Below are 22,869 nucleotides of genomic sequence, written 5' to 3' on the forward strand. Positions count from 1 at the left end.
GGTTATGGGTGAGGTGGCGGCGGGTTGCCGTCCGATATGCTCTCACACTGTTGCAGAACTGCAAGTCGCCCCGGGCGGCGAGCAAGCGGCCCCGGGACGTGCCTCACAGCACGGGCGCCAGCAGGCGAGCCGCCCGGCAGGCCAGACGGAAGGGAAGTGAGCGTTGGCTGTAGTCGTCAGCGGTCATGGGCCGGCACTGGGCCAGATCGTCTTCCAGCATGGCTTCCACATCGTCCACGAAGGCCTGGTCGGTCACCAGCGCGCCCACTTCGAAATTGAGGCGCATGGACCGGTTGTCGAGGTTGGCCGTGCCGACGGCGGCGTAACGGTGATCCACCAGTACCACTTTCTGGTGCATGAATCCCGGCTGGTAGCGGTAGATGCCGATGCCCGCCTTGGTGGACTGGACCAGATAGGAATAGGCGGCCAGCCGCACCAGCATGTGGTCCGGGTTTTCCGGGATCAGGATACGCACGTCGACTCCGCGCAGGGCGGCCAGCAGCAGGGCGTTGACCACCTGGATGTCGGGCACGAAATAGGGCGAGGTGATCCAGATCCGCTCGTGGGCGTTGTTGATGCAGTTGAGGAAGAACAGGGTGCCGGTGTCGAAGCGGTCCGCGGGGCCCGTGGGGAAGACCAGCACTTCCTGGTCCGAGTGCGGGTCCACCTGCGGTGTCCAGTTCAGTCGCGGCAGGTCGTTGGCGGCCCAGTACCAGTCCTCGACGAAAGCCAGTTGCAGGCCCAGCACGGCCGGTCCGGTGATGCCGCAATGGGTATCGCGCCAGCCCAGATGGTTGGTCAGCGTGCCCAGGTACTCGTCCCCCAGGTTGATGCCGCCGACGAAGCCGACGCGGCCGTCGCAGATCAGCAGTTTGCGGTGGTTGCGGAAGTTGATCTGGAAGCGCCGCCGGCGCACGTTGCCGTCGCCAAAGGCCGCCACCCGCGCTCCGGCGGTGGTCAGTTCCTTGAGATAATTGCGCGGCAGCCAGACGCTGCCGATATCGTCGTAGATGAAGTACACCCGCACTCCTTCCGCCAGCTTGCGCTTGAGGATCGCCTTGATGCGCTGGCCCACCTTGTCGGAGCGCACGATGTAGAACTCCAGCAGGATGTAGTCGCGGGCGTTCTCCATGGCCTCGAACAGGGCCTCGAAGGTGGCCTTGCCGTCGCGCAGCAGGGTGCAGGCGTTGCCCCGGCTGAACGGCTGGTTCACCAGTTTGGTCAGCACGCGCAGTTCCGGGCTGGGATCCTTGGCGTCGGGAATGCGGGTCAGCCGCTCTTCGTTCTCGAACACCGACAGCAGCTGGTTGAGGGCTTCGTCGCCCGAGCGCCGGGCGCGGACATAGCCGGCGAACCGGTTGCGGCCGAACAGCACAAACAGCGGCAGGGTGATGTAGGGAAACGCCATCAGCGCCACGATCCAGGCGATGGCGCCCTGGGCGGTGCGGTAATTGAGCAGGATGCGGAACACGCAGAACAGCGCCAGGCTATAGACGCCCAGCAGCAGGAAGGGGAGAAACGACAGATCCCACATTCGCGAAGATAACTCCCTGGTGTCCCGTCTGGTTAATGCGCTAATCGACTGAGCCCCTGAGAGACCGGGCAGCAAGGCGTGGGGACGCCGGTTTGGTGGCTCCAAAGTCAAGTCACTGCAACGCAGCCGTGCGGTCTCTCAGGGGCTCCCGAAGGGCGAGTGGCTGAAGGTTCGTGATATGGAACCACCATGCCGGCGAACGGGCGCCTTGTCCAGAACCTCCAGCGACGCGCAGTCAATTAGCGCATTAACCAGACGGGACACTAGAGGTGGCGGGCCCGGTACTGGGCGGGGGATTCCCCGGTCCAACGCTTGAACGCGCGGCTGAAGGCGCTCAATTCGGAAAAGCCCAGAAGAAAGGCGATCTCGCCGAGGGCGTAACGGTCCGACGCCACGTAGCGCAGTGCCTTGTCCTTGCGTACGTGCTCGACCAGTTCCTGGAAGCTCATGCCTTCCTTTTTGAGACGACGGTACAGGGTCTGGCGGCTCATGTGGAGCTGGTTCGCCAGGCTGTCGGCGTCGATGCGCTCGCTGGCCATCTGCTTCGAGATCAGGCGCCGCACCTTGCGGCTGAAACGGCGCCGTGTCTGCAGGCGTGCGAGCAGGGTGTTGACCTGCTTGAGCATGGCCGAGTGCACGTAGGGATTGCGGTGGGGGATGGGCCGGGTCAGGTAGCGGTCGCTGAACGCCAGGGCCATGGCGGGCGCGCCGAAATGCACCGGGCAGTCGAGGATGCGCCGATACTCGTCGTCGTAGCCGGGAGCCTCATGGGCCACCTGCACCCAGGCGATGTCCAGTTGCGGGTGGATGAAGTAGCGTGCGCGGTTGACGGTGGCGGACAGGGTCCGGTCCATGTCCTGGCGACAGTAATGGGCCGGGTCTTGCGCTTGCCAGGTGAGGATTGCCAATTCGTCGCGGCAGGTGAAGCTCAGGTGCACGGTTTCGTTGATCAGCTGGTGCAGGCGCACGTACTGGGTAATGGCATCGCCCAGGGTGTCGCAATTGAAGAACACATGGGCCAGCAGCCCCATCCGATCCGGGTCGACGATCTCTCCCATGTGCAGACCGATGGCCGGGTCGCCGGTCGCCTGCTCGGCCAGTGTCCAGAGTGCGTAGTGGGTGCAGGCGGGCAACCGCAGGTCGGGGCTGGCCAGCTCCGTCAGCGACAGGCCCAGCAGGGTTTCCACGGCGGGCTGATCCAGCGCCTCGTGGGTGTTCAGGTAGTGCACCAGACCGAGCGCCGTGGAAGCCGCGACTCGCGGTTCCTGGCGGGGGGTGTCGGGCTTCGTCCGGGCGGTGTGGGGCATGACTCCGGGATCGCATCTTGTCGTTATGGTGTTACCAAATGTCAAACAGTTGGGACGGAGTGTCAACGCCGACCCACGCGTTGCGAGCTACTCTGTTATTGAATTCATGGGTTGACCGACATGGTCTGGAGGTGATTGAGATGGATCTGGAAATCTTTGTACCTCATACGGAGCTGGAGCGTCGCAACTGCGAGGCGCTCAAGGACTATCTCAATAGCATCTTTTATTGCTGATCCCTTCGCACATGGGCCGCCGCAAGGCGGCCATTTTTTTGCCCGCTGACTTCCCCACATCTGCCAATACAACGCCCGACCCGGTCAGTCGGCCGATTCGCCCGGCATGACGCCCCGTGACCTGCATCACAGCCTGGCCTTGCGCCTGCGTTTCTTTACAGAAACTTTTCATTATCCGAAGACAACTTAACGCAGGCCGGTGGCACCATCGATCCGGTACCGAATTGTTATGAGTCAGGGTCAGGGCGGGTTGCCGTCGGACCGAAGTCTGGTCTTGTTGTTGTCGTTCGGCCGCTCTCTGCCCCTTTCAGAGCTGTCTCCCGCTTCCTGGTCCCCTCATGGCACAGCCACTGATTTCACGTCCTGATCCCTATCCTGAAGCGGGACGTGCTTGCCGTGTCCACAGACGCAACGGCTGTGGACCCGCAGGCGAGCAGAGCGAGATTGATCGACATGAACCGGAACCCCGGGTACACCACGCACGAGCGCGGATTCACCCTGATCGAATTGCTGGTGGCCATGGCGGTGTTTGCCATCCTCGCCTCGGTAGCGGTGCCCGCCTTCAGCGCGTTTTTCGAGAACAGCCGTGGCCGGACCGCCACGTTGGGGCTGGTCAATGCCCTGGCGCTGGCCCGGGACCAGGCCATGAAAGGCCGTACCCGAACCACCCTGTGCCCGGTCGATGCGGCCGAGAGCGGCTGCGCGGCGGCGTCCGCCGACTGGAGCGGTGGCTGGATCGTGGGGGCCGGCAACGGCGCCATCACCAGCGCGTCGGAAGTCTGGTCCGCACCGGGCAACGACCTGAGCATCACCGCCAGTGCCGCCAACCTGACATTCTCCGCCACCGGTGAAGCCTCGACCACCGGCACCTTCGAAGTGACCTCCGGCGATTACCAGCGCTGCGTCACCTACACCCTGGTGGGGCAGGCCCATATCGATGAAGGAGGCTGCGGATGAAGACGATGCGCAGGAGCCGTGGCAGCAGTCTGATCGAGGTGCTGGTCGCCATGCTGATCGTGGCCATCGGCCTGCTGGGCGTGGCCAAGCTCAACCTGGAGACTCTGCACAGCAACCAGACCGCGATGCTGCGTAGTTCGGCGGTGATGCTGTCCTATTCCATTCTCGACCGCCTGCGCGCCAACCGCGATGTGGCGGTGGATGCCGGGTACGACATGACGCTAGCGGCCAGTGGCGAAACCTGCTCGGTGCCCGGCGGCGTGTCCGGTCTGGCCAAGACCGACCTGGCCAACTGGGTCGATGAAATCGACGATCTGCTGGGGGAAGGCGCCTGCGGCGGTATTGCGTGCGACGACGATGGCCGCTGTACGGTGCAGGTGCGCTGGGAGGACGTCTCCAGCCTCGAAGAAACGGACGACGCGACCACGGTGTCGCTGGTGGGGGCGATCTGAGATGAACCATTCGCGTTCCCTCCGTGCGGCGAGCCAGTATGGCTTTTCCCTCATCGAGCTGATGATCAGCCTGGTGATTGGCCTGATCATCATCGGCACGGTCACCGGGGCTTTTCTGATGAATTCCCAGGTCTACGAATCCAATCGCGCCATGGGGCGCATCCAGGAAAACGCCCGTTTCGCCTTCGAGCTGATGTCGCGGGATATCCGCCGGGCGGGGGAAATCCCCTGCGGCACCGACATCGATATCGCCAACGTGCTCAACAACAGCGCCGACAACACCGAAAGCGGCACCAGCAACGACTGGTGGGCCCGTTTCGGCGACGGGCTGGAAGGATTCGACGGCGAGGATGATTTCGACGGTGCCGGGTTTGGTGACAGCGAGGCGCAACGCCTGTCCGGCTCCGATGCCATCTGGATCACCACCACCGGCAGCCACCCGCTGAGCGTGGTGTCCCACGACACCGATGCGGCGACCCTGACCCTCAACAGCAGCGACCACCCGTTCGAGCAGGGCGACATCCTGCTGGCGTGCGATTTCGACCAGGCCAGCATTTTCCAGATGTCGGGGCCGGCCAGTACCGGCACGACGGTTCAGCATCTGGCCTCCAGCGGCCTGACGCCGGGCAACTGCACCCAGGGCCTGGGCGTGTCCGTGGCCTGCGGCGGGAGCGGCACCACCAAGAGCTACGACGAGAACAGCCTGCTCGCCCGCTTCGATTCCACCGCCTGGTACCTGGGCTGCAACGGCCGCGACGACGACTGCTCGACGCCGGAAGGCCGTTCCCTCTACCGCGTGGCGCTGGAGAACGGCAGCGAAGTGACCCGGGAGGTGGTGGATTCGGTCAGTGCACTCGGCATCCAGTATCTGGAGGACGGCGATACCGACTACGAGGATGCCGCGGAGGTGGGCGACTGGGGCGATGTCTTGGCGGTCAAACTGGGATTGACCCTGGCGCGCTCAGACGCCGGTGTCGGTACGAACGGCACCGACGACATCTCCCGCACTTATACCCACGTGGTCACACTCAGGAACCGATTGCCATGACACGCCGCCCCCTCACACCGCCGTCGCAACAGAACGGCGCGGCCCTGCTGATCGCCCTGATCCTGCTGGCGGTCATCCTGATCATCGGTCTGGCCGGTGCCCAGATGACCAAGAACGAAGAGCAGATGTCCGGCAACTTCTACGACCGGGATCTGGCTTTCCAGGCCGCCGAATCCGCGCTGCGCGCCGGTCAGGCGGTGGTGGAGGACTTCGACTACGACGGTGCCGGCGACAGCGGCAGCGTCTACGACTGTGAGGACAACTTCTGCGAAGCGATCCCCGCCAACGAGCTGGGCGACGCCGACGATGGCCGCGCCAGCGATTCGCCGGGCTGGGTCAGCGTCGACGACAGCGATGCGGTCAGCGATCTGGCGCTGACGCCCCAGTACGTCATCGACCGGGTGGCGACCGTCGCCGACGACACGTCCAGTGAGAGCGCCTCGCGCAACGCCACCAGCAACCAGTACGGCAGCTCCACCAGCGACAGCAGCACCGCATACGTCTACCGGATTACCGCGCGCAGCGCCGACCCGGACAGCGACGAGACCGAGGGGCGTGCCTATGTGGTGCTCCAGGCCTACGTCAAACGCACGCTCTAGGCAGAACCGAGACACCACCCGTAGGGAGTCCACCGTGAACACAGCAGCGATCCTGCACAAACTGGGCTATGGCGTGGGTATGGCGCTGGCCGTGCTGGCCGTCAGCGCCCGCGCCGATATCACCATTGACGACCAACCGGTGCTGGTGACCGATCCGCTGGCGCCGAACATCGTCTTTATCCTGGACGATTCCGGCTCCATGCTTGAGGACGCCATGCCCGAGGACACCAGTTGCAGTTCCGCCTACAGCGATGGTTCCAAGGTGATCAATCCCGGTACCGGGCTGCTTAATTCCAACGTCTCGGCGGGCTGCCAGTCACCGGATTACAACGTGCTCTATTACAATCCGGACTCGACTTACACCGCGCCGGTGGACGCAGACGGTAACAGCCTGGGGGATGCGGACTTCAACGCGGCCCTGATCGACGGCTATTACGCCTATGAGGATTCCGGCGGCAGTGCCTCCACCTCTACCGACGCGGATGACTCCACCGTGGATCTGAGCGAATGGACGTCCGAGTCCGAGTGTGAGTCGTCTGGTGGCGGCTGGGGCGGCGGTCGCGGTGGCGGCCGGGGGGGCAGTAGCAGCTCCTGTACGACGACCACCTATCCGTTTTCCTATTACGTGTGGGATTCGAGCAACAGCGGTTGTAATGGCTATCACTCGGATGACGACTGCTACGACCAGGTTTTCGTGGATACCGACGACGAAGACGAGATGCAGAACGTCGCCAACTGGTACACCTACTACCGCAGCCGCCTGATGACCGCCAAGGCGGGGATTAGCATCGCCTTCCAGAACATGGAAGACGATTACCGTCTGGGCTATGGCCGCATCAATGACGACGACACCATCAGCAGCGGTGTGGAGGCTTTCTCCGCCAGCAAGGCCGACTTCTACGACTGGCTGTTCGCCCAGACCTCCGGCTACAGCTACGGCACGCCGCTGCGTCGGGCCCTGGGGGCCGCCGGGGAATATTTCACCACCAGCGAGCCCTACTTTGACGATCCCGGCGATACGTCCAGCGAGATCCTGTCCTGTCGCCAGAACTTCACCATCCTGACCACCGATGGCTACTGGAACGGCGACACCGCGACCAACTCCGCCGCGACCAGCGAGAACGACAACAACGGCGGACCCACCATCACCAGCGACGATGGTGACAGCTACACCTACGAAGCGGTCTCGCCGTTCCGGTTCAGCGCCAGCGACAACCTGGCGGACATCGCCATGTACTACTGGAAGTACGACCTGATGACGTCCCTGGCCAACGACGTGCCGACCTCCGACGACGATCCCGCCTTCTGGCAGCACATGGTGACACTGGGCATTGGTCTGGGCGTGGAGGGCAACGTCGACTCCGAGGAGGCGTTCGACGCCATCGAAACGGGTGCCGACATCGACTGGACATCCACCAGCTCCAACGCCGGCAAGATCGATGACCTGCTGCACGCGAGCGTGAACAGTCGTGGCGGCTTCTATTCGGCGCAGAGCCCGACGGAGTTTGCCGAGGGGCTGAAATCGGCGCTGGCGGACATCCAGTCCCACACCGGCTCGGGCACGGCGCTGTCCGAAAACAGCTCGACGCTGACCGAGGACACCCGCATCTACAAGGCCAGCTACAAGTCCGGCGACTGGAGCGGTTACCTGAGCGCCTGGACCCTGGACGACGACGGCAACACCGACACCAGGGCCTGGTCCGCCACCGTGCCGGACGCCGCCGACCGGCAGCTGTTCACCGCCGTCGACAGCGGTGACGGCCTGGCCGGTGCCGAGCTGGTCTGGGACAGCCTGGACAGCGACCTGCAGGCGGCCCTGGGCGATGAGGACACCCTTGCCTACCTGCGTGGCGACGCCAGCAATGAAGTGGTCAACGGCGGCAGCTATCGCACCCGCTCCAATACCGTGATCGGCGACATCGTCCATTCCTCCCCGCTGTATGTGGGACCGCCGGACGAAGACAAGTATGAGGACACCGGCTGGGACGAGGCGGATACCCACGTCAGCTTCGCCCAGACCTACGCCGACCGCACGCCGGTGGTGTATATCGGCGCCAACGATGGTCTGGTGCACGCCTTCGACGCCGACAGCGGCGAGGAACTCTTCGCCTACATGCCCCGCAGCGCGGCCCTCAAGGGCGTCAGCAGCCTGGCGGATACCGATTACGACCACCAGTACTTCATGGATGGCACGCTGGTGTCGGCGGACGTGTATTTCGACGATGCCTGGCACACGGTGCTGGTCGGTTCCACCGGGCGCGGCGGCCAGTCGCTGTTCGCGCTCGACGTCACCGATCCGGACAACTTCAGTGCCGACGACGTCCTCTGGGAAGTCGACGACAACGCGTCCCTGGGCAACGCCATCGGCGCGCCGGTCATCGCCAAGCTGCAGGACGGCGACTGGGTGATCGTCGCCGGCAACGGCTACAACAGCACCGACGCCACCGCCCAACTGCTGCTGTTCGCCGTCGCCGACGGCACGGTGACCGCCATCGACACCGGCGAGGGCAGCGACACGGCCCCCAACGGCCTGGCCGGCCCGCTGGTGTGGGACAGCGACGACACCGCCGATTCCCTGTCCGACGTGGCCTACGCCGGCGACTACCTGGGCAACGTCTGGCAGTTTGACCTGACCGACACCAGCGCCGCTCCGGAGCTGATTTTCAGCGCTGTCGACGACAGCGGCAACGCCCAGCCCATTACCGCCGACATGACCGGCGCCTACAGCGACGATGAAGAACTCTGGCTATTCTTCGGTACCGGCAAGTATCTGTCCAGCGAGGACATCACCAGCACCGAGAACGACAAGATCCAGAGCTGGTATGGCCTGATGCCGGAAGACGGCGCCATCGGCTCCCGCGACGAGCTGACCGAGCGCACCATCGACACCGAAACCACCACCGACTCGTATACCGTGCGCAGCGTGTCCGAAGCCAGCGACGGCGACATGGACGGCCAGCGCGGCTGGTACATGGATCTCGCGGTCAATGGCGTTGCCGAAGGCGAGCGTATGGTGTTGGCGAACACCGTACAGAGCGGCGTGCTGATCGGCACCACGCTGATTCCCGAAGCGGACAGCTGCAACCCGGCCGGGGACGGTTTTGTCATGTCGGTCGATCCCTACACCGGCGCCTCGCTGACCGAGTCCTACTACGACATCAACGGCGACGGCGTGATCGATGAGAACGATCTGGTCAACGGGCTGGTGGTGTCGGGACTGTCCACCGGCAGCACCCCCAGCACGCCGACCTTCATTGACGACACCATGAAGTGGCAGGACGAATCCACGTCCGACAACAGCATCGGCGTGGCCCAGTCCTCCTCGGGTGACGCCGGCACCGAACGTATTTCCTGGGGCGAGGTGATTGAAGAATGAGAGTGATGCAGAAACAGGCCGGCTTTACCCTGATGTCGCTGCTGATTGCCGTGGCCATCATCGGCATCCTGTCGGCGATCGCCTGGCCCAACTACCAGCAGTACGTGCAGAAATCCCGGCGTACCCAGGCCGAGTCCTGCCTGGTGGAGTTCAGCCAGTACATGGAGCGCTTCCGCTCCACCCAGATGCGCTACGACCAGGCCGGTGACGGCACGGCCAACACCTTGCCCGGTCTGGGCTGCACCACCGAAAGCGGCCTCGACAGCTTCTACGACTTCGCGTTCGTGGACGGCTCCCTGAGCCAGCGCGCCTATACCCTGTCGGCTACGCCCAAGGCCGGTCAGGCGGACGATGAGTGCGGTACGCTCACACTGACCCAGGCCAGCGTGCGGGGTGCCGATTCCGACGACTGCTGGTAGGCGCGCGCCGCGAGCTGTCTCGCATTGATTTTTCCCTTCAGATTGTTTTTGACGCCCCACTTGGTGTAAGTAATAGGCGCCGCCGGCCTGCGGCGGCGTCTCTTTTTTTCTTTTTACCCAACCTTCAGGGAGCTGCTCCTCTTGTCTATCGCCAATCGCGTATTGAACCTCGATCCCGGTTTTCTGGACGATGACCTGCTGTCGGAACAGACCCGCCTGCTGGTTGGACTGGTGGGGGACAGTCGGGGGCACGGTGCTGACGAGCGCGTACCGGAGGAGTGGCGCGGGCACGAGGATGCCCTGGTCCTGCGCTTGAACCAGTTGATGGTGGAGATGAGCCTGCGCGGGCAGGCGGTGCCCGGCGTGGTAAAGGTCTCCGGTGAGGCGATTATCTGGCCGCCGCTGCAGGCGCCGGCGCTGGCCGAGGAAATCCTGTTTATCCAGACCCGCGGCGAACTCGGGCGCAAGGGACGCATCCGGCTGCCGCGCAACGACCACGAGCTCTGGGCCAGCTACAAGTACAGCCTGCTGGCGCGTAATCGCCAGGCCTATCACAGCTTTGGACGCCAGGTGGCGGCGCGCAGTGCGCCCATGGAGCGGCTCTGGCTGGCACTGGTCAATGCGGCCCGCATTGCGCCGCCGGAAGGCGGCATCCGCAACGCCTTGCAGCATATGTGGGGCTACGTGTCGGATTACTCGAACCTGAGCCCGCAGATGGATGACCTGGATGCCCTGGCCGGAGACGTCCAGCAACTGGCGATGCAACATGAGGTATCCTACCTCCTCAATTCGACGGCGCTGGGAGAACTCCGCGCCTGGCTATAAGGAGACATTCGTGAGCCTGGATTTGCACCACCGTGTGGTGGGTGAGGGCGACCCCCTGATCGTACTGCACGGTCTGTTCGGCTCCCTGGAAAACCTGGGCGGCATCACCCAGCGCCTGTCCGACCGCTGGCAGATCCACGCGCTGGATTTGCGCAATCACGGACGCTCGCCGCACACCGACGCCATGGGCTACCCGGCCATGGCCGACGACGTCAAACGCTACATGGACAGCGCTGGCCTGGCGACCGCCTCGGTCCTGGGCCACTCCATGGGCGGCAAGACCGCGATGGAACTGGCGCTGGCCCATCCCGACCGGATCGACCGGCTGATCGTCGCCGACATCGCGCCGGTGGACTACCCGCCGCACCACGATGCCATCATCGACGGTCTGAGCGGGCTCGACCTGACCGCCATCGCCTCCCGCGGTGCCGCCGACAAGGCCCTGGCCGAAGCCGTGCCCGAGGCGCCGGTCCGCCAGTTCCTGCTGAAGAACCTGGTGCGCGATGCTGACGGTGGCTTCACCTGGCGCCTCAATCTGGACGTGATCGAACGCCACTACGACCAGATCGCCGCCGGCCCCTCCGCCGAAGGGCCTTTCGAGGGACCCACCCTGTTCATCAAGGGCGGCGATTCGGGCTATATCCAGACCCAGCACCAGGACATCGTGGCGCGCCTGTTCCCGCAAGCCAGCCTGCGCATCATTCCCGGCACCGGCCACTGGCTGCACGCGGAGAAGCCCGACCTGTTCGCCAATCTCTGCAGCCGTTTCCTGGACGGGGAATTCGACGCCCGTTGATCATGGCGCCCGACGGACGGCGGCGCTGACGCGTCGAGCCCGTGGCGGGATTTTGCTAGGGTAAAAAAGGGCGGCCCGGGCGGCCGCCTTTTCCCTGGGCGCATTGGAAGGAGACGGCATGCGGTGGATCTACGCGTTGTGTGTGGTGGTGTTCCTGGTGATCGGCGGTTTCCTGCTGACGCCTTCACCGGTCGACAGTCATGCCTGGACACCGCCTCCGGCGCCTGGCCTGAACGGTGCCGCCGCACCCAACCAGATCCTGCGTCTGTCCGAACTGCTGGGCGTGGGCCAGGTGGAGGGCCCGGAAGACGTCGACGTGGACTCCGCCGGCCGGGTCTACGGCGGCACCCAGGACGGTCGCATCGTCCGGGTATGGCCCGACGGCCGGGTGGAGACCTGGGCCCGCACCGGTGGCCGGCCGCTGGGCATGGAATTCGACCGCAACGGCAATCTGATCGTCGCTGATGCCTACAAGGGGTTGTTGTCCATCGATCCGCCTTCCGGCAACATCCGCACGCTATCGACGGAGGCGGAGGGGCTCCCGTTCCGTTTCACCGATGATGTGGACATCGGCCCGGACGGCATGATCTATTTCACCGACGCCAGCTCCCGCTTCAACCAGTCCCAGTACCGGCTCGACCTGCTGGAAATGCAGCCCCACGGCCGCCTGCTGCGCTATAACCCGGCCACCCGCAAGACGGATGTACTGCTGCGCAACCTCCATTTTGCCAATGGCGTGGCGGTGTCGAAGGACGGTAGTTTCCTGCTGGTCAATGAAACCTGGAAATACCGGGTGCTGAGATACTGGCTGACCGGCCGCAACGCCGGCACCGCCGAGGTGTTCATCGATAACCTGCCGGGCTTTCCGGACGGCGTGTCGGCGGACAGTCAGGGACGTTTCTGGCTGGCGCTGCCGTCGCCGCGCAACCGTTTTATCGACTGGATCAATCCCTATCCCTGGCTCAAGGAGCAGGTGGCCAAGCTACCGGACAGCCTGCAACCACCGGTCGAACGCTACGGCCTGGTGCTGGCCCTGGATGAAGACGGCAAGATCCTGACCAGCCTGCAAGATCCGGGCGGGCGCTATCTGACCGAGATCACCTCGGTGGAGCCGCACCTGGACAGGCTGTATTTCGGGACCCTGCACAATAACCGCATTGGACGGCTGCCCATGGAAGCCATCCCCGCCCTGTAAGAGGAGAAACAAGAGTGATCGACGTGCCCGACCTGATCGACTGGGATCTGCCTGATCCGTTCATCCTGCCGATCACGGTGCAGCCCGAGGATGTGGACCGTCTGGGCCACGCCAACAACGTGGTCTACGTGCGCTGGCTGGAGGAGGTCAGCTGGGCCCACATCGAAAGCCTGGGCATGACCTGGGAGCGTCACGAGGCCACTGGCAAGGCCATGGCCATCACTCGCACGGAGATTGACTACCTGGCCGCCGCCAACGAAGGCGAGCACCTGCTGCTGGGCACCTGGCTGGTGGATTTTGACGGTCGTTTCCGCTCCGCCCGTCGCTTCCAGCTGATGCGGGTGTCCGACGGCAAGTGCCTGGTGCGCGCCCTGTCTACACACGCCTGCGTCGATCTCAAGACCCAGCGGCCGGCGCGGGTGCCCAAGGAATACGGCGAGTTGCTCGGTCACGCTGTTGTGCGCGTGGATGAGCCGGTTGACGAATAGCAAGCCGCGGCAGGGCGCGTTCCGTGGCGATTCTGCTAAGCTTGCTGGAAACCGGCTCCCGGACCCCGAGACGACCCTGAAACGTTGTCGATCCTGAACCCGATCCAGAGAACCGGTGCCGCCACTGTGCAGCCCAGGGAGAATGTCACCATGCGTCGCATCGTCTATGAGCGTTTTGGGGAGGCTGATGAGCTGAAGCTGGCGGAGGCGGAACATCCGGTTCCGGCGGCCGGTGAAGTCTGCATCCGGGTGGCCGGAGCCGGTCTCAATCCCATCGACTGGAAAACCCGCAAGGGGCTGGGCTTCGCCGCCCAGCAGATCAAGGATGCGCTGCCCTGGACGCCGGGCTACGACGTGGCCGGTACGGTCACCGATGTGGGCGAGGGCGTCCACACCCTGGCGGCCGGCGACCGGGTGATGGGCATGATTGGCTTCCCGACCCAGGGCGGCGGTTACGCCGAGTACGCCCTGGCCAGGGCGGACGAGCTGATCCTGGTGCCCGAGGAGCTGCCGTTGATCGACGCTGGCGCCTTACCGCTGGCGGCCCTGACCGCCTGGCAGGGACTGTTCGAGATGGGCCAGCTCAAGGCCGATGACAAGGTGCTGATCCACGCCGGGGCCGGAGGCGTCGGTCACCTGGCCGTGCAGTTCGCCCGCGCCCGCGGCGCCCACGTCATTGCCACGGCGTCGGGGGCCAATGCCGATTTCCTCGCCACCCTGGGGGCGGACGAGGTGATCGACTACACCTCGGACGATTTCGTCGACGCCTGCTACGGGCTCGATCTGGTGCTGGACCTGGTGGGGGGCGATACCGGCAAGCGCTCCCTGCACACCCTGGCGGAACAGGGCGTGCTGGTGACCATTCCCACCGTTACCGCCGATCCCATCATCACCGAAGCGGAAAACATGGGGCTCAAGGCCCATGGCATGACCGTGCGGCCGGACATCTTCCACCTGGAGGAAATCGCCGAGCTGATTGAGGACGGCGACGTGCGCCTGCACATTGACGAGGCCTTCCCCCTGGCCGAGGCCGCTGCCGCCCACCGCCGGCTGGAAACCGGCCACGTGCGCGGCAAGCTGGTGCTGGACTGTCAGGCCCGCTGAGGCTCCGGCGCTGCCTGACCGACCGGCTCCGGTCCGGATTCCTTCTCCTTGCGCTCCTTCGGCGGCTGGGGCGGCACCAGGCTGACCAGGACCCAACCCTTGTCCACCTTGATATTGGTCTGGTTGGTCACCGCCTGGATGCGGTCACGCGGGTCGATAATGAACAGCAGCAGCGCCTGCTGCTCGTACTGGGCCTTGTAGTCGTCGAAGGTGAAGGCCTCCGACAGCTGGGTGGTTTTCACCGTATAGCCCTTGCTCACCATACTGGCCAGTTTGGCGTAGCTGACATCGCCGAACAGGCCGCGGGTCTGCTGGATCTTTTCCGCGGTCTGGTGCCGCGCCTTCTGGTCCTGATCGCCTTCCGACAGGCTGTAGACACTGCCGCCGCCGAACCAGTCCAGGAAATGGTAGGTGGCCAGTGAGTTGAGCTGCTTGTAGGGCGAGATCACCAGCAGGTTGCCGATGCCGGTGAGGTCCAGGTGCGTGGAGGCATGCTCCGACACCGGATTGCCGAAATAGACGTTGAGGTTGTCCATGCGCGCCTGGCGCACGTTCTCCCAGTTGGTGTCGGTCAGCACCACCGGCACGTCCATCTTCTGCAGGGCGCGGCCGATCTGCCGGGCCACGCCGTTGGCACCGAGGATCAGGAAGCCGTAATCCGCCGGCTGGGCGACCTTCAGCAGGGTGGCGATGGGCCGTGCGGTCAGGCTCTGCAGGGTCACGGTGGCGATGATGACGATGAACACCAGCGGCACCAGCACGCCGGCACTCTCGTACCCCACCCGCTGCAGCTGGAAGGCAAACAGCGCGGATACGGCGGCGGCAACAATCCCGCGGGGTGCCACCCAGCTCAGGAACAGCTTCTCCCGCCAGTTCAGAGACGTGCCGATGGCGGACAGGAACACGCTGATCGGCCGGGCCACGAACATCAGCACCGCGAGTACGGCCACCAGGCTCCAGCCCAGCTCGGCGATGGCGCTGAACTCGACCCGCGCCGCCAGGATGATGAACAGCGCCGAGATCAGCAGCACGCTGAGGGATTCCTTGAACTCCAGGATGCTCTCGATCGGCACCTGCTTCATGTTGGCCATCCAGATACCCATCACAGTGACCGTCAACAGCCCGGACTCATGGGCCATCTCGTTCGACAGGGCATAGACCCCGAGCATGAAGGTCAGGGTGCCGGCGTTGTGCAGGTATTGGGGCACCAGGTGCTTGCGCAGGGCGATGCCGGTCAGCCAGCCGGACAGGGCGCCCAGGGCGATGCCGATGAACAGCGTCTTGGCGAAGATATACAGCGAATGGCCGAACACGTTGCCCTGGCCCCAGGAGACGATCCCCTCGAACACCAGGACCGCCAGCAGGGCGCCCACCGGGTCAATGATGATGCCCTCCCAGCGCAGGATGTTGGCCAGCTTGGCGGCAGGCTTGACCGAGCGCAGCAGCGGGGCGACCACCGTCGGCCCGGTCACCACCACGATGGCGCCGAACAGCAGGGCGATTTCCCAGTCGATATCCAGCGCCCAGTGCGCCGCCAGGGTGCCGATGGTACAGGTGACGATCGAGCCCACAGGCACCAGGTTACGCACCATGCGGCCGTGACCTTTGATATCGGAGAAGCGCAGGGTCAGGCTGCCTTCGAACAGGATGACCGCCACCGCCAGGGAGATCAGCGGGAACAGCAGGTCACCGAACAGCGCCTGGGGGTTGAGCCAGTCCAGCAAGGGGCCAGCCGCAATCCCGCCGGCCAGCAGAAAAAGGATGGCCGGCATGCGCACGCGCCAGGCCAGCCATTGGCAGAACAGCGATATGACGCCAATGCTCGCGAGCAGGAGAACGATGTTCGCAGACATAGAAAAGGGTGATCCATTCCAGTGGGTCGACGGGAAGTCCCGGCCTACAGTGTAGTCACAGTCATGTCGTTACACTTCTGTAGCCATACTCAGGCGCTGGCCTCCCGGGATTTTCGTGCCAGGCGGTTCAGCAGCCGCGACGCCGCGACGAAACCGAAGGTCGCCGTGACCGGGCTGGCCGCTCCGAAGCCGGAGGCGCAGTCCAGTCTGACCGGACCGCGGGTGTCCGGTTTCTGCAGGCAGACTTCGCCATCACCGGACGGATAGGTCAACTGCTCCAGCGAATAGACGGCTTCGATGCCAAAGCGGCGCTTGGGATTGCGGGAAAAGTTGTACTCCCGACGCAGGAGATTACGCACCTTGGCCAGTAATGGATCCTGGGTGGTGCGGGACAGGTCGCTGACCTGGATCTGGGTCGGGTCCATCTGGCCGCCCGCGCCGCCGGCGCAGACCAGCGGGATCTTGCGGCGTTTGCAGTGGGCGATCAGCGACGCTTTGGCCTTGACGCTGTCGATGGCGTCGATCACCCCGTCCAGGTCGTCGCCCACCAGCTCCGCCACGTTGCGGGGGGTGAGAAAGCCGAAGTGCACCACCACGTCGAGCTGCGGGTTGATGGCCTTCAGCCGCTCCGCCATGACGTCGGTCTTGGTCTGGCCGTACTGGCCGGCCAGGGCATGCAGCTGGCGGTTGGTGTTGGACACACAGACGTCGTCCATATCGATCAGCGTGATGCGCCCGATGCCGCTGCGGGCCAGCGCCTCCGCCGCCCAGGAGCCGACGCCGCCCAGGCCCACCACGGCCATGTGGCCGCCCCGGAATGCCTGCAGTGCGGTGCGCCCGTAGAGCCGTTCGATACCACCGAAGCGGAAGCTGTAATCGTCTGTGCTCATGACCCGTCTCTGGCTGCGTTCAAATCAGAGCGCGATTGTACCTGACCGATTCGTCCGGGACACCGGGGGGAGGTCAGGGAAAACCCGAATCGTGGGGATAGGCTGACTGTATGGCGATTCAGCGGCGGCCCAGCAGTTGGCGCAGCTCCTGGCGATTGTCCACGAGATCCGCCAGCACATAACGGTCAAGCACGTCGATGAAGGCCTGCAACGCTTCCCCGAGCACGCCTTTGAGGGTACAGCCGGGTTCGATGGGGCAGGTGGAGTCCGGGCCAAAACATTCCAGCAGGCGCAGGTTTTCGGTCTGGCGTACCACCGCGCCAATGTTGATCTCAGCCGGCTTCCGCGTCAGTTCCAGTCCACCGCCGCGGCCGCGATGGCTTTTCAGGTAGTCCAACTGCACCAGGGTGCGTGCCACCTTGGCGACATGGTGGGCGGAAATGCCGTAGTGCAGGGCCACATCCTGCACCGTGGCCGGCTCGTCGTCCCGCTTCACGGCCATGAAGATGAGCAGGCGTAGGGAGTAATCAGTATGCGCGGTGAGCTGCATGCCTATTGACCTTGATTAATTTGGTAAATAATATGCCTATTTAAAGTGGTAAGTAAAATACCGCTTTAAGCAAGGCTCCGGCCCCGATGGCGATCAGCGTACTGACGCCCGGCCTGCGCCGCCTTATGACACAAGGAGTCCAGACATGCTCAGCCAGTCCACCGTCGATGTCGTCAAGCAAACCATTCCCGTCCTGCAGGAACACGGCGAAACCCTGACCCGCCACTTCTATCAGCGCATGTTCGAGCACAACCCGGAAGTGAAGGCCTTCTTCAATCCGGCGCACCAGCAGGCGGGCACCCAGCAGCGCGCGCTGGCCGGTGCCATCTGCGCCTACGCCCAGCATATCGATAACCCGTCGGCCCTGGCCGGGGCGGTGGAGCTGATCGCACAGAAGCACGTGTCCCTGGGCATCAAGCCGGAGCATTATCCGATCGTGGGCGAGAACCTGCTGGCGTCGATCCGCGAGGTGCTGGGTGAGGCGGCGACCGACGACATCATCAACGCCTGGGGGGAAGCCTATGGCGTACTGGCGGATCTGTTCATCCAGCGCGAGGGGCAGATCTTCGAGCAACAGGAAGTCACCTACGGCTGGCAGGGCTTCAAGCGCTTCCTGGTGGAGAAACGTGAGCGCTGCAGCGACAACATCGAGTCCTTCTACCTGTGCCCGGCGGACGGCAGCGTGCTGGCGCCCCACCTGCCGGGACAATACCTGACCGTACGTATTCCCACGGCGGACGGCGGCACCACCCTGCGTAACTACAGCCTGTCCAACCGGCCCGGCGAACCCTGGTTCCGTATCAGCGTCAAGCGCGAAGCCGGGCAGGGCGACGTGCCGGCCGGCGTGGTGTCCAACTACCTGCACGACCACATCAACGTGGGCGACAGCCTCGAAGTCGCGCCGCCGGCCGGCGAGTTCACCCTGACGCTGCCCGAACCGGCGGACAAGCCGCTGGTCTTCATCGCCGGCGGCGTAGGGATCACGCCGCTGATGTCCATGCTGACGGTGGCGCTGGAGACGTCCCCGGCGGCGCGCCCGGTGGTGTTCATCCAGGCGGCGTTGAACCGCGCGGTCCAGCCGTTTGCCGGAGAGCTGGCCGAGCTGGCGCAGCGTTACGATAACCTGCGGCTGCATGCCCGGTTCAGTGACCCGCTGGATGGCGATCTGCAAGCCGGTCGCTGCCAGAGCACGGGCTTCATCGATGCCCCGCTGCTGGACGAACTGGTGGGCGATGCCGACGCCGCCTGGTATTTCTGCGGGCCCGCGCCGATGCTGCAGCAGGTGCGGCAGCTGCTGAAGGCGCGCGCAGTGCCCGAGGCCGACCAGCACTACGAGTTCTTCGGTCCGGCCCAGGCGCTGGCCTGAGGGCGACGAGTCGTCGGCTTGAGCGCCATCCGGGCGGCCTGCAACGGGCTGCCCGGATGAGGGGATACCGGGAGTCGCGCTCGGCGATGGTCGACGGGGCGTCGACGCCTCATTGCAGAACGGTTGGTTAATCCTTGATCCGGGCAACCGGAGCGGCGAAAATTGCGGACATTGCCACTGTCCGGCAAGCGTTGATAATGGTAGGTTGCTATCAAGGAGCTGAATAGAGGCTCCGTGACCCCCTCCCAGGTCAATTCCGTTACTCCCGCAGCATTGAGGACCATTTCATGACAGAGGTTGCTTCCGATACCGCTTCCCAGACCGCCGCGGCGCCCGCGCCCTTCGGTACCCAGTTCGCCGAGAAGATGACGCTCGCGCGTTACGCCGACGGACAATGGCAGGGAGTGGAAACGGTACCGGTGGGTCCGTTGCCTCTGCATCCCGCGTCCCATGTGCTGCACTACGGCAGCAGTTGTTTCGAGGGGCTCAAGGCCTACCGCATGCCGGACGGCGATGTGCGTATTTTCCGGCTCGAACGGCACGTGGCCCGCTTCCAGCGCAGCGCCGCCCTGCTGTGTCTGCCGCAGCCGCCGGCGGAGATGGTTGAGGCGATGATCCGCGAAGTGGTGGAACTGGCGCGGGATATTATTCCCGAGGCGCCCGGCGCGCTCTACCTGCGGCCCACACTGATCGGTACCGAAGCCAACATCGGTGCGGCCGGCGCGTCGTCGGCCGAAGCGCTGGTTTACATCCTGGCGTCGCCGGTGGGTGACTACTTCGCCGGCGGCAAGGGCCTGACGATCCTCATCGAGGACCAGGAAATGCGCAGCACGCCGGGCTTCGGCCAGGCCAAGACCGGTGGCAACTATGCTGCGGCCCTGCGCCACGTGAACCGCGCGCGGACCGAATACGACGCTGACCAGGTCCTGTTCTGCCCCGGCGGTGACGTGCAGGAGACCGGTGCCTCCAACTTTTTCCTGATCGACGACAACCGTCTGTTGACCAAGCCGCTGGATCCCTCCTTCCTGCACGGCGTCACCCGGGATTCGATCATCACCCTGGCCCGGGACCTGGGCTATGAGGTCGTCGAGCGGGACTTCACCGTCGACGAGGTGAAGGCATGGATCAAGACCGGCGAGGCGGCCCTGTCCGGCACCGCGGCGGTGCTGTCCGGCGTGGGCGCCTTCGTCCACGGCGATACCCGCTACCCGGTGGGCGACGGCGGCGTGGGCCCCAACACCCGCAAGCTGAGCGAGGCCCTGCGCGCGCTGCAATCCGGCCAGACTCCGGACCGTTTCGGCTGGCTGAGCTGATCCCCGTCTGCTTCTGAACCCGGTGCCCGTGCGGCGCCGGGTTTCACCTCTCCCGCCCTTATTCCTTACCGTCGCACGTCCGTTCTTCGACGCTCCGGCGGCCAGATCCAACCGGTGCACTGCAAGGCGCTTTTCGGCCGGCGTTAATGCCCGATGCGGCGGCTTTCTTTTCTTTCAAGAAAAATGAACACCGCATCATTCTTGTAACGTTTTCTATACAGACTTTCCCGCCGAGCCTGGCGCATCCTGCTACAGTCAATAGTTGGTTTTGCGACTTTTTCGGAGTTTCATGGACGGCTGGCGGCGATGGATCGGTATGGGGTTACTGCTGACCTGGCTGGGCGGCTCGGCGGTGGGTTACGGCTGGTATCAGTCTCAATACCTGCAGCCTTACCCCGGGGCGAATTCCTCGCAAACCGTCCTTCCGGAGGCATTGCGAAAGCAGTTGGAACGGGCCTGGAGCGCCGAGCCGACGGCGACCGGGGTCGAGCCGGGCGGCGTCACGCTGGTGCATTTCTCGCAGCCGGGTTGCCGCTGCGACGACGCCAGTCGCGACCACCTGAGGCGCTTGCGGGCGGAATACAGTCGGTCCGATCTTGCCGTGATCCAGGCGTTGCCGCCGACGGCCGACGCCGCGGTCCCGGACCTCGGTGAAGCGGTGGACCGACGCAAGCTGCCAGCGTTATGGCAGCTGGTTTCGGCGGTCCCGGCGGCGGCGCTGTTTGGACCTGGCGGTCAGCTGCTGTACTTCGGCCCCTATTCGAGCGGCCCCTCCTGTGGCAGCGGCATCAACTTCGTGGAAGACGAACTGAGTCGGCTCCGGAACCATGAATCCGTGACACCCTGGATCAATGAGGTGGCCCTGGGCTGCTTCTGTGCGATCCGGCACCGGAAGACCTGAGACCACGTACCAGGAGAATCTCGTATGGATACGATCCTGCGCCCGGATATCTCTACGTCCGCACCAGCGGCGGCCGCCGCTGAGCGTTCGTCGGACACGCTCTACAGTCTTGACCGCCAGCGTCGCCAGGCGGATCGCCTCATGGCCGGTGTCAGTGCGCTTCTGATGCTCTATGCCGTGGCACTGGCCGGGTGGCACGACACCTGGCTGGCGCTGTTCTGGTTCGGTGTGCCGGCGCTGGTGGTGCCAGTCGCCCTGGCGTGGCTCAGCCCGGGCAGTCGGCTGTCGCGGGTGGGATTCGGCGCCGGCTTCATGATTCTTTCGGCGCTGCATATCCACCAGGCCCACGGCATGATCGAGATGCACTTCGGGATCTTCATGCTGCTGGCGTTTCTGCTGTATTACCGGGACTGGCTGCCCATCGTCGCCGCTGCGGGCGTGATCGCGGTGCATCACCTGGTATTCAATTACCTGCAGGTGGCCGGCGTCTGGTCGGTCTACGTGTTCGAGGCCAATACCGGGTTGGAGATCGTGCTCTTGCACGCCGCCTATGTGGTGTTTGAGTCGATAATCCTGGTGGTGATGGCGATCAAGCTGCGGCGCGAGGCGGTGGAAACGGAAGAAGTCTATGCCACTGTGGGCAGCCTGTTGCAGGGGGGCGACCGCATCGACCTGAGGGGAACGGAGCGGCCGCCGGGCAGCCGCGTGGGCCATGCCTTGCAGGCGGTCATGAGCGAGACCCGGACGGTGCTGCGGGAGACACAGGATGTCACCGGGCAACTGGATGCCACCAGCTCGGAGATGGAGCGGCTGGCGGAAGGGCTGGCTTCCAATTTCCGCACCGAGGAGGCGGATACTGAGCAGGCGGCGTCGGCGGTCAGCGAAGCCACCGCGGCCGTCCAGCAGGTGGCCGAGAGTGCCCGAGACGCGGCCGAAGCGGCCGACAGCGTGGACGGTGCCGCCCGTGAGGCGACGATGTCCATCGACAGCAGCCGACCGGTCATCGACCGGCTGTCCTCCAGCATTGACCGCGGCGGCGACCGGGTGGATCAGCTGACCCGCGACAGCTACCGCATCGGTAGCGTTCTGGACGTGATCACCGGGGTTGCCGAGCAGACCAACCTGCTGGCTCTGAACGCGGCTATTGAGGCGGCGCGGGCCGGCGAACAGGGGCGCGGCTTTGCCGTAGTCGCCGACGAGGTTCGCTCGCTGGCCCAGAAAACTCAGCAGTCGGCGCTGGAAATCCAGTCCATGATCGACGAGCTGCAAACCGCCGCCAAGGCAGCGGATTCGGCCATGGCGGACAGTCGCGACGCCACCCGGGACACGGTGGAGGTCTTCGATGGCTTCGCCGAACGCCTGGCGACCATTGCCGACGGCGTGGAGCGCATCAACCTGGCCAATCGCCAGACCGCCGAGGCGGCGGCTCACCAGCGTGCGGTTATGGAAGCCGGTGACAACAGCGTCCTGGCGATTCGCCGGGATATCCTGGCCAGCCGCGGGGAGGTCCATCACCTGGCGGATGTGAGCGGTCGTCTGCGCCGGCTTGCCGAGCAACTCCTGCACCAGTCCACCCGATTCTCCCTGTAGAGGCCGGCTGCTCACGTCGTCGCGACATGACGGCGGCGTCGCTCTGTCGCCAGTGGCCCCACTGTAAGTGCTC

The 22,869-nt window shown here is 64.7% G+C and carries 20 protein-coding genes; 15 read left to right on the top strand and 5 right to left on the bottom strand.

All coding sequences use genetic code 11. The annotated features are described in order from the left end of the window. Positions 1–103: 103 nt before the first annotated feature. Together cls and DKK67_RS01855 are read right to left on the bottom strand one after the other, a co-directional pair. On the bottom strand, positions 104–1,534 hold the full coding sequence (gene cls, locus DKK67_RS01850; protein ID WP_111493836.1) for a cardiolipin synthase: 1,431 nt from the start codon (positions 1,532–1,534) through the stop codon (positions 104–106). A 263-nt stretch (positions 1,535–1,797) separates the two neighbouring features. After that, a complete protein-coding gene (locus DKK67_RS01855; RefSeq protein ID WP_111493838.1) occupies positions 1,798–2,841 on the bottom strand; it encodes an AraC family transcriptional regulator in 1,044 nt (347 codons plus the stop codon). 686 nt (positions 2,842–3,527) lie between these two features. On the opposite strand from DKK67_RS01855, the gene DKK67_RS01860 reads away from it, so the two are divergent. The 11 genes from DKK67_RS01860 (at position 3,528) to DKK67_RS01910 (ending at position 14,333) form a co-directional block, all read left to right on the top strand. Beyond that, complete coding sequence (locus tag DKK67_RS01860) at positions 3,528–4,031, top strand: GspH/FimT family pseudopilin (RefSeq protein WP_162628829.1); 504 nt, start codon at positions 3,528–3,530, stop codon at positions 4,029–4,031. Continuing rightward, positions 4,028–4,483 (top strand): type IV pilus modification protein PilV, encoded by a 456-nt coding sequence (pilV, locus tag DKK67_RS01865; RefSeq protein WP_111493842.1) that lies wholly within the window; start codon positions 4,028–4,030, stop codon positions 4,481–4,483. The genes DKK67_RS01860 and pilV overlap by 4 nt, the downstream gene beginning before the upstream one ends. Before the next feature lies 1 nt (position 4,484). Next, a complete protein-coding gene (locus DKK67_RS01870; protein ID WP_162628716.1) occupies positions 4,485–5,531 on the top strand; it encodes a prepilin-type N-terminal cleavage/methylation domain-containing protein in 1,047 nt (348 codons plus the stop codon). Then, the gene (locus DKK67_RS01875; protein WP_111493846.1) at positions 5,528–6,130 is read left to right on the top strand and encodes a pilus assembly PilX family protein; all 603 of its coding nucleotides are present in this window, start codon (positions 5,528–5,530) and stop codon (positions 6,128–6,130) included. Before DKK67_RS01870 ends, DKK67_RS01875 begins: the two co-directional genes overlap by 4 nt. A 34-nt stretch (positions 6,131–6,164) precedes the next feature. Continuing rightward, positions 6,165–9,506 (top strand): pilus assembly protein, encoded by a 3,342-nt coding sequence (locus tag DKK67_RS01880; protein ID WP_162628717.1) that lies wholly within the window; start codon positions 6,165–6,167, stop codon positions 9,504–9,506. Continuing rightward, on the top strand, positions 9,503–9,925 hold the full coding sequence (locus DKK67_RS01885) for a type IV pilin protein (protein ID WP_111493850.1): 423 nt from the start codon (positions 9,503–9,505) through the stop codon (positions 9,923–9,925). Before DKK67_RS01880 ends, DKK67_RS01885 begins: the two co-directional genes overlap by 4 nt. Positions 9,926–10,066: 141 nt before the next feature. Next, positions 10,067–10,750 carry a DUF1722 domain-containing protein gene (locus DKK67_RS01890; protein WP_162628718.1) on the top strand — a complete coding sequence of 228 codons (684 nt, stop codon included), beginning with the start codon at positions 10,067–10,069 and terminating at the stop codon, positions 10,748–10,750. Between the two features lie 10 nt (positions 10,751–10,760). Continuing rightward, complete coding sequence (locus DKK67_RS01895) at positions 10,761–11,546, top strand: alpha/beta fold hydrolase (RefSeq protein ID WP_111493854.1); 786 nt, start codon at positions 10,761–10,763, stop codon at positions 11,544–11,546. Between the two features lie 118 nt (positions 11,547–11,664). Continuing rightward, entirely contained in the window at positions 11,665–12,741 is a 1,077-nt protein-coding gene (locus DKK67_RS01900; protein WP_111493856.1) for an SMP-30/gluconolactonase/LRE family protein, read from the top strand. Between the two features lie 14 nt (positions 12,742–12,755). Further along, the gene (locus DKK67_RS01905; protein ID WP_204355707.1) at positions 12,756–13,229 is read left to right on the top strand and encodes an acyl-CoA thioesterase; all 474 of its coding nucleotides are present in this window, start codon (positions 12,756–12,758) and stop codon (positions 13,227–13,229) included. Between the two features lie 150 nt (positions 13,230–13,379). Further along, positions 13,380–14,333, top strand: coding sequence for an NADP-dependent oxidoreductase (locus tag DKK67_RS01910; RefSeq protein ID WP_111493858.1), 954 nt, complete (start codon positions 13,380–13,382; stop codon positions 14,331–14,333). Here the strand turns inward: DKK67_RS01910 and DKK67_RS01915 are convergent. The 3 genes from DKK67_RS01915 to DKK67_RS01925 form a co-directional block, all read right to left on the bottom strand. After that, positions 14,321–16,186, bottom strand: a complete 1,866-nt coding sequence (locus DKK67_RS01915) for a cation:proton antiporter (protein WP_111493860.1) — start codon at positions 16,184–16,186, stop codon at positions 14,321–14,323. The two genes, DKK67_RS01910 and DKK67_RS01915, sit on opposite strands and share 13 nt — an antisense overlap. An 89-nt stretch (positions 16,187–16,275) precedes the next feature. Further along, entirely contained in the window at positions 16,276–17,076 is an 801-nt protein-coding gene (tcdA, locus tag DKK67_RS01920) for a tRNA cyclic N6-threonylcarbamoyladenosine(37) synthase TcdA (RefSeq protein WP_111493863.1), read from the bottom strand. Between the two features lie 118 nt (positions 17,077–17,194). Next, a complete protein-coding gene (locus DKK67_RS01925) occupies positions 17,195–17,626 on the bottom strand; it encodes an RrF2 family transcriptional regulator (RefSeq protein WP_111493865.1) in 432 nt (143 codons plus the stop codon). Between the two features lie 145 nt (positions 17,627–17,771). On the opposite strand from DKK67_RS01925, the gene hmpA reads away from it, so the two are divergent. The 4 genes from hmpA to DKK67_RS01945 all read left to right on the top strand — a co-directional run bounded on the left by hmpA (position 17,772) and on the right by DKK67_RS01945 (position 22,796). Further along, on the top strand, positions 17,772–18,992 hold the full coding sequence (hmpA, locus tag DKK67_RS01930; RefSeq protein ID WP_111493867.1) for an NO-inducible flavohemoprotein: 1,221 nt from the start codon (positions 17,772–17,774) through the stop codon (positions 18,990–18,992). Between the two features lie 287 nt (positions 18,993–19,279). Beyond that, the gene (locus DKK67_RS01935; protein WP_111493869.1) at positions 19,280–20,305 is read left to right on the top strand and encodes a branched-chain amino acid aminotransferase; all 1,026 of its coding nucleotides are present in this window, start codon (positions 19,280–19,282) and stop codon (positions 20,303–20,305) included. 316 nt (positions 20,306–20,621) lie between these two features. Further along, entirely contained in the window at positions 20,622–21,206 is a 585-nt protein-coding gene (locus DKK67_RS01940) for a DUF6436 domain-containing protein (RefSeq protein ID WP_111493871.1), read from the top strand. Between the two features lie 24 nt (positions 21,207–21,230). Further along, positions 21,231–22,796, top strand: coding sequence for a methyl-accepting chemotaxis protein (locus tag DKK67_RS01945; protein WP_111493873.1), 1,566 nt, complete (start codon positions 21,231–21,233; stop codon positions 22,794–22,796). Positions 22,797–22,869: the final 73 nt, after the last annotated feature.

Origin of the sequence: Marinobacter bohaiensis, assembly GCF_003258515.1 — a bacterium.
Lineage (GTDB): Bacteria > Pseudomonadota > Gammaproteobacteria > Pseudomonadales > Oleiphilaceae > Marinobacter_A > Marinobacter_A bohaiensis.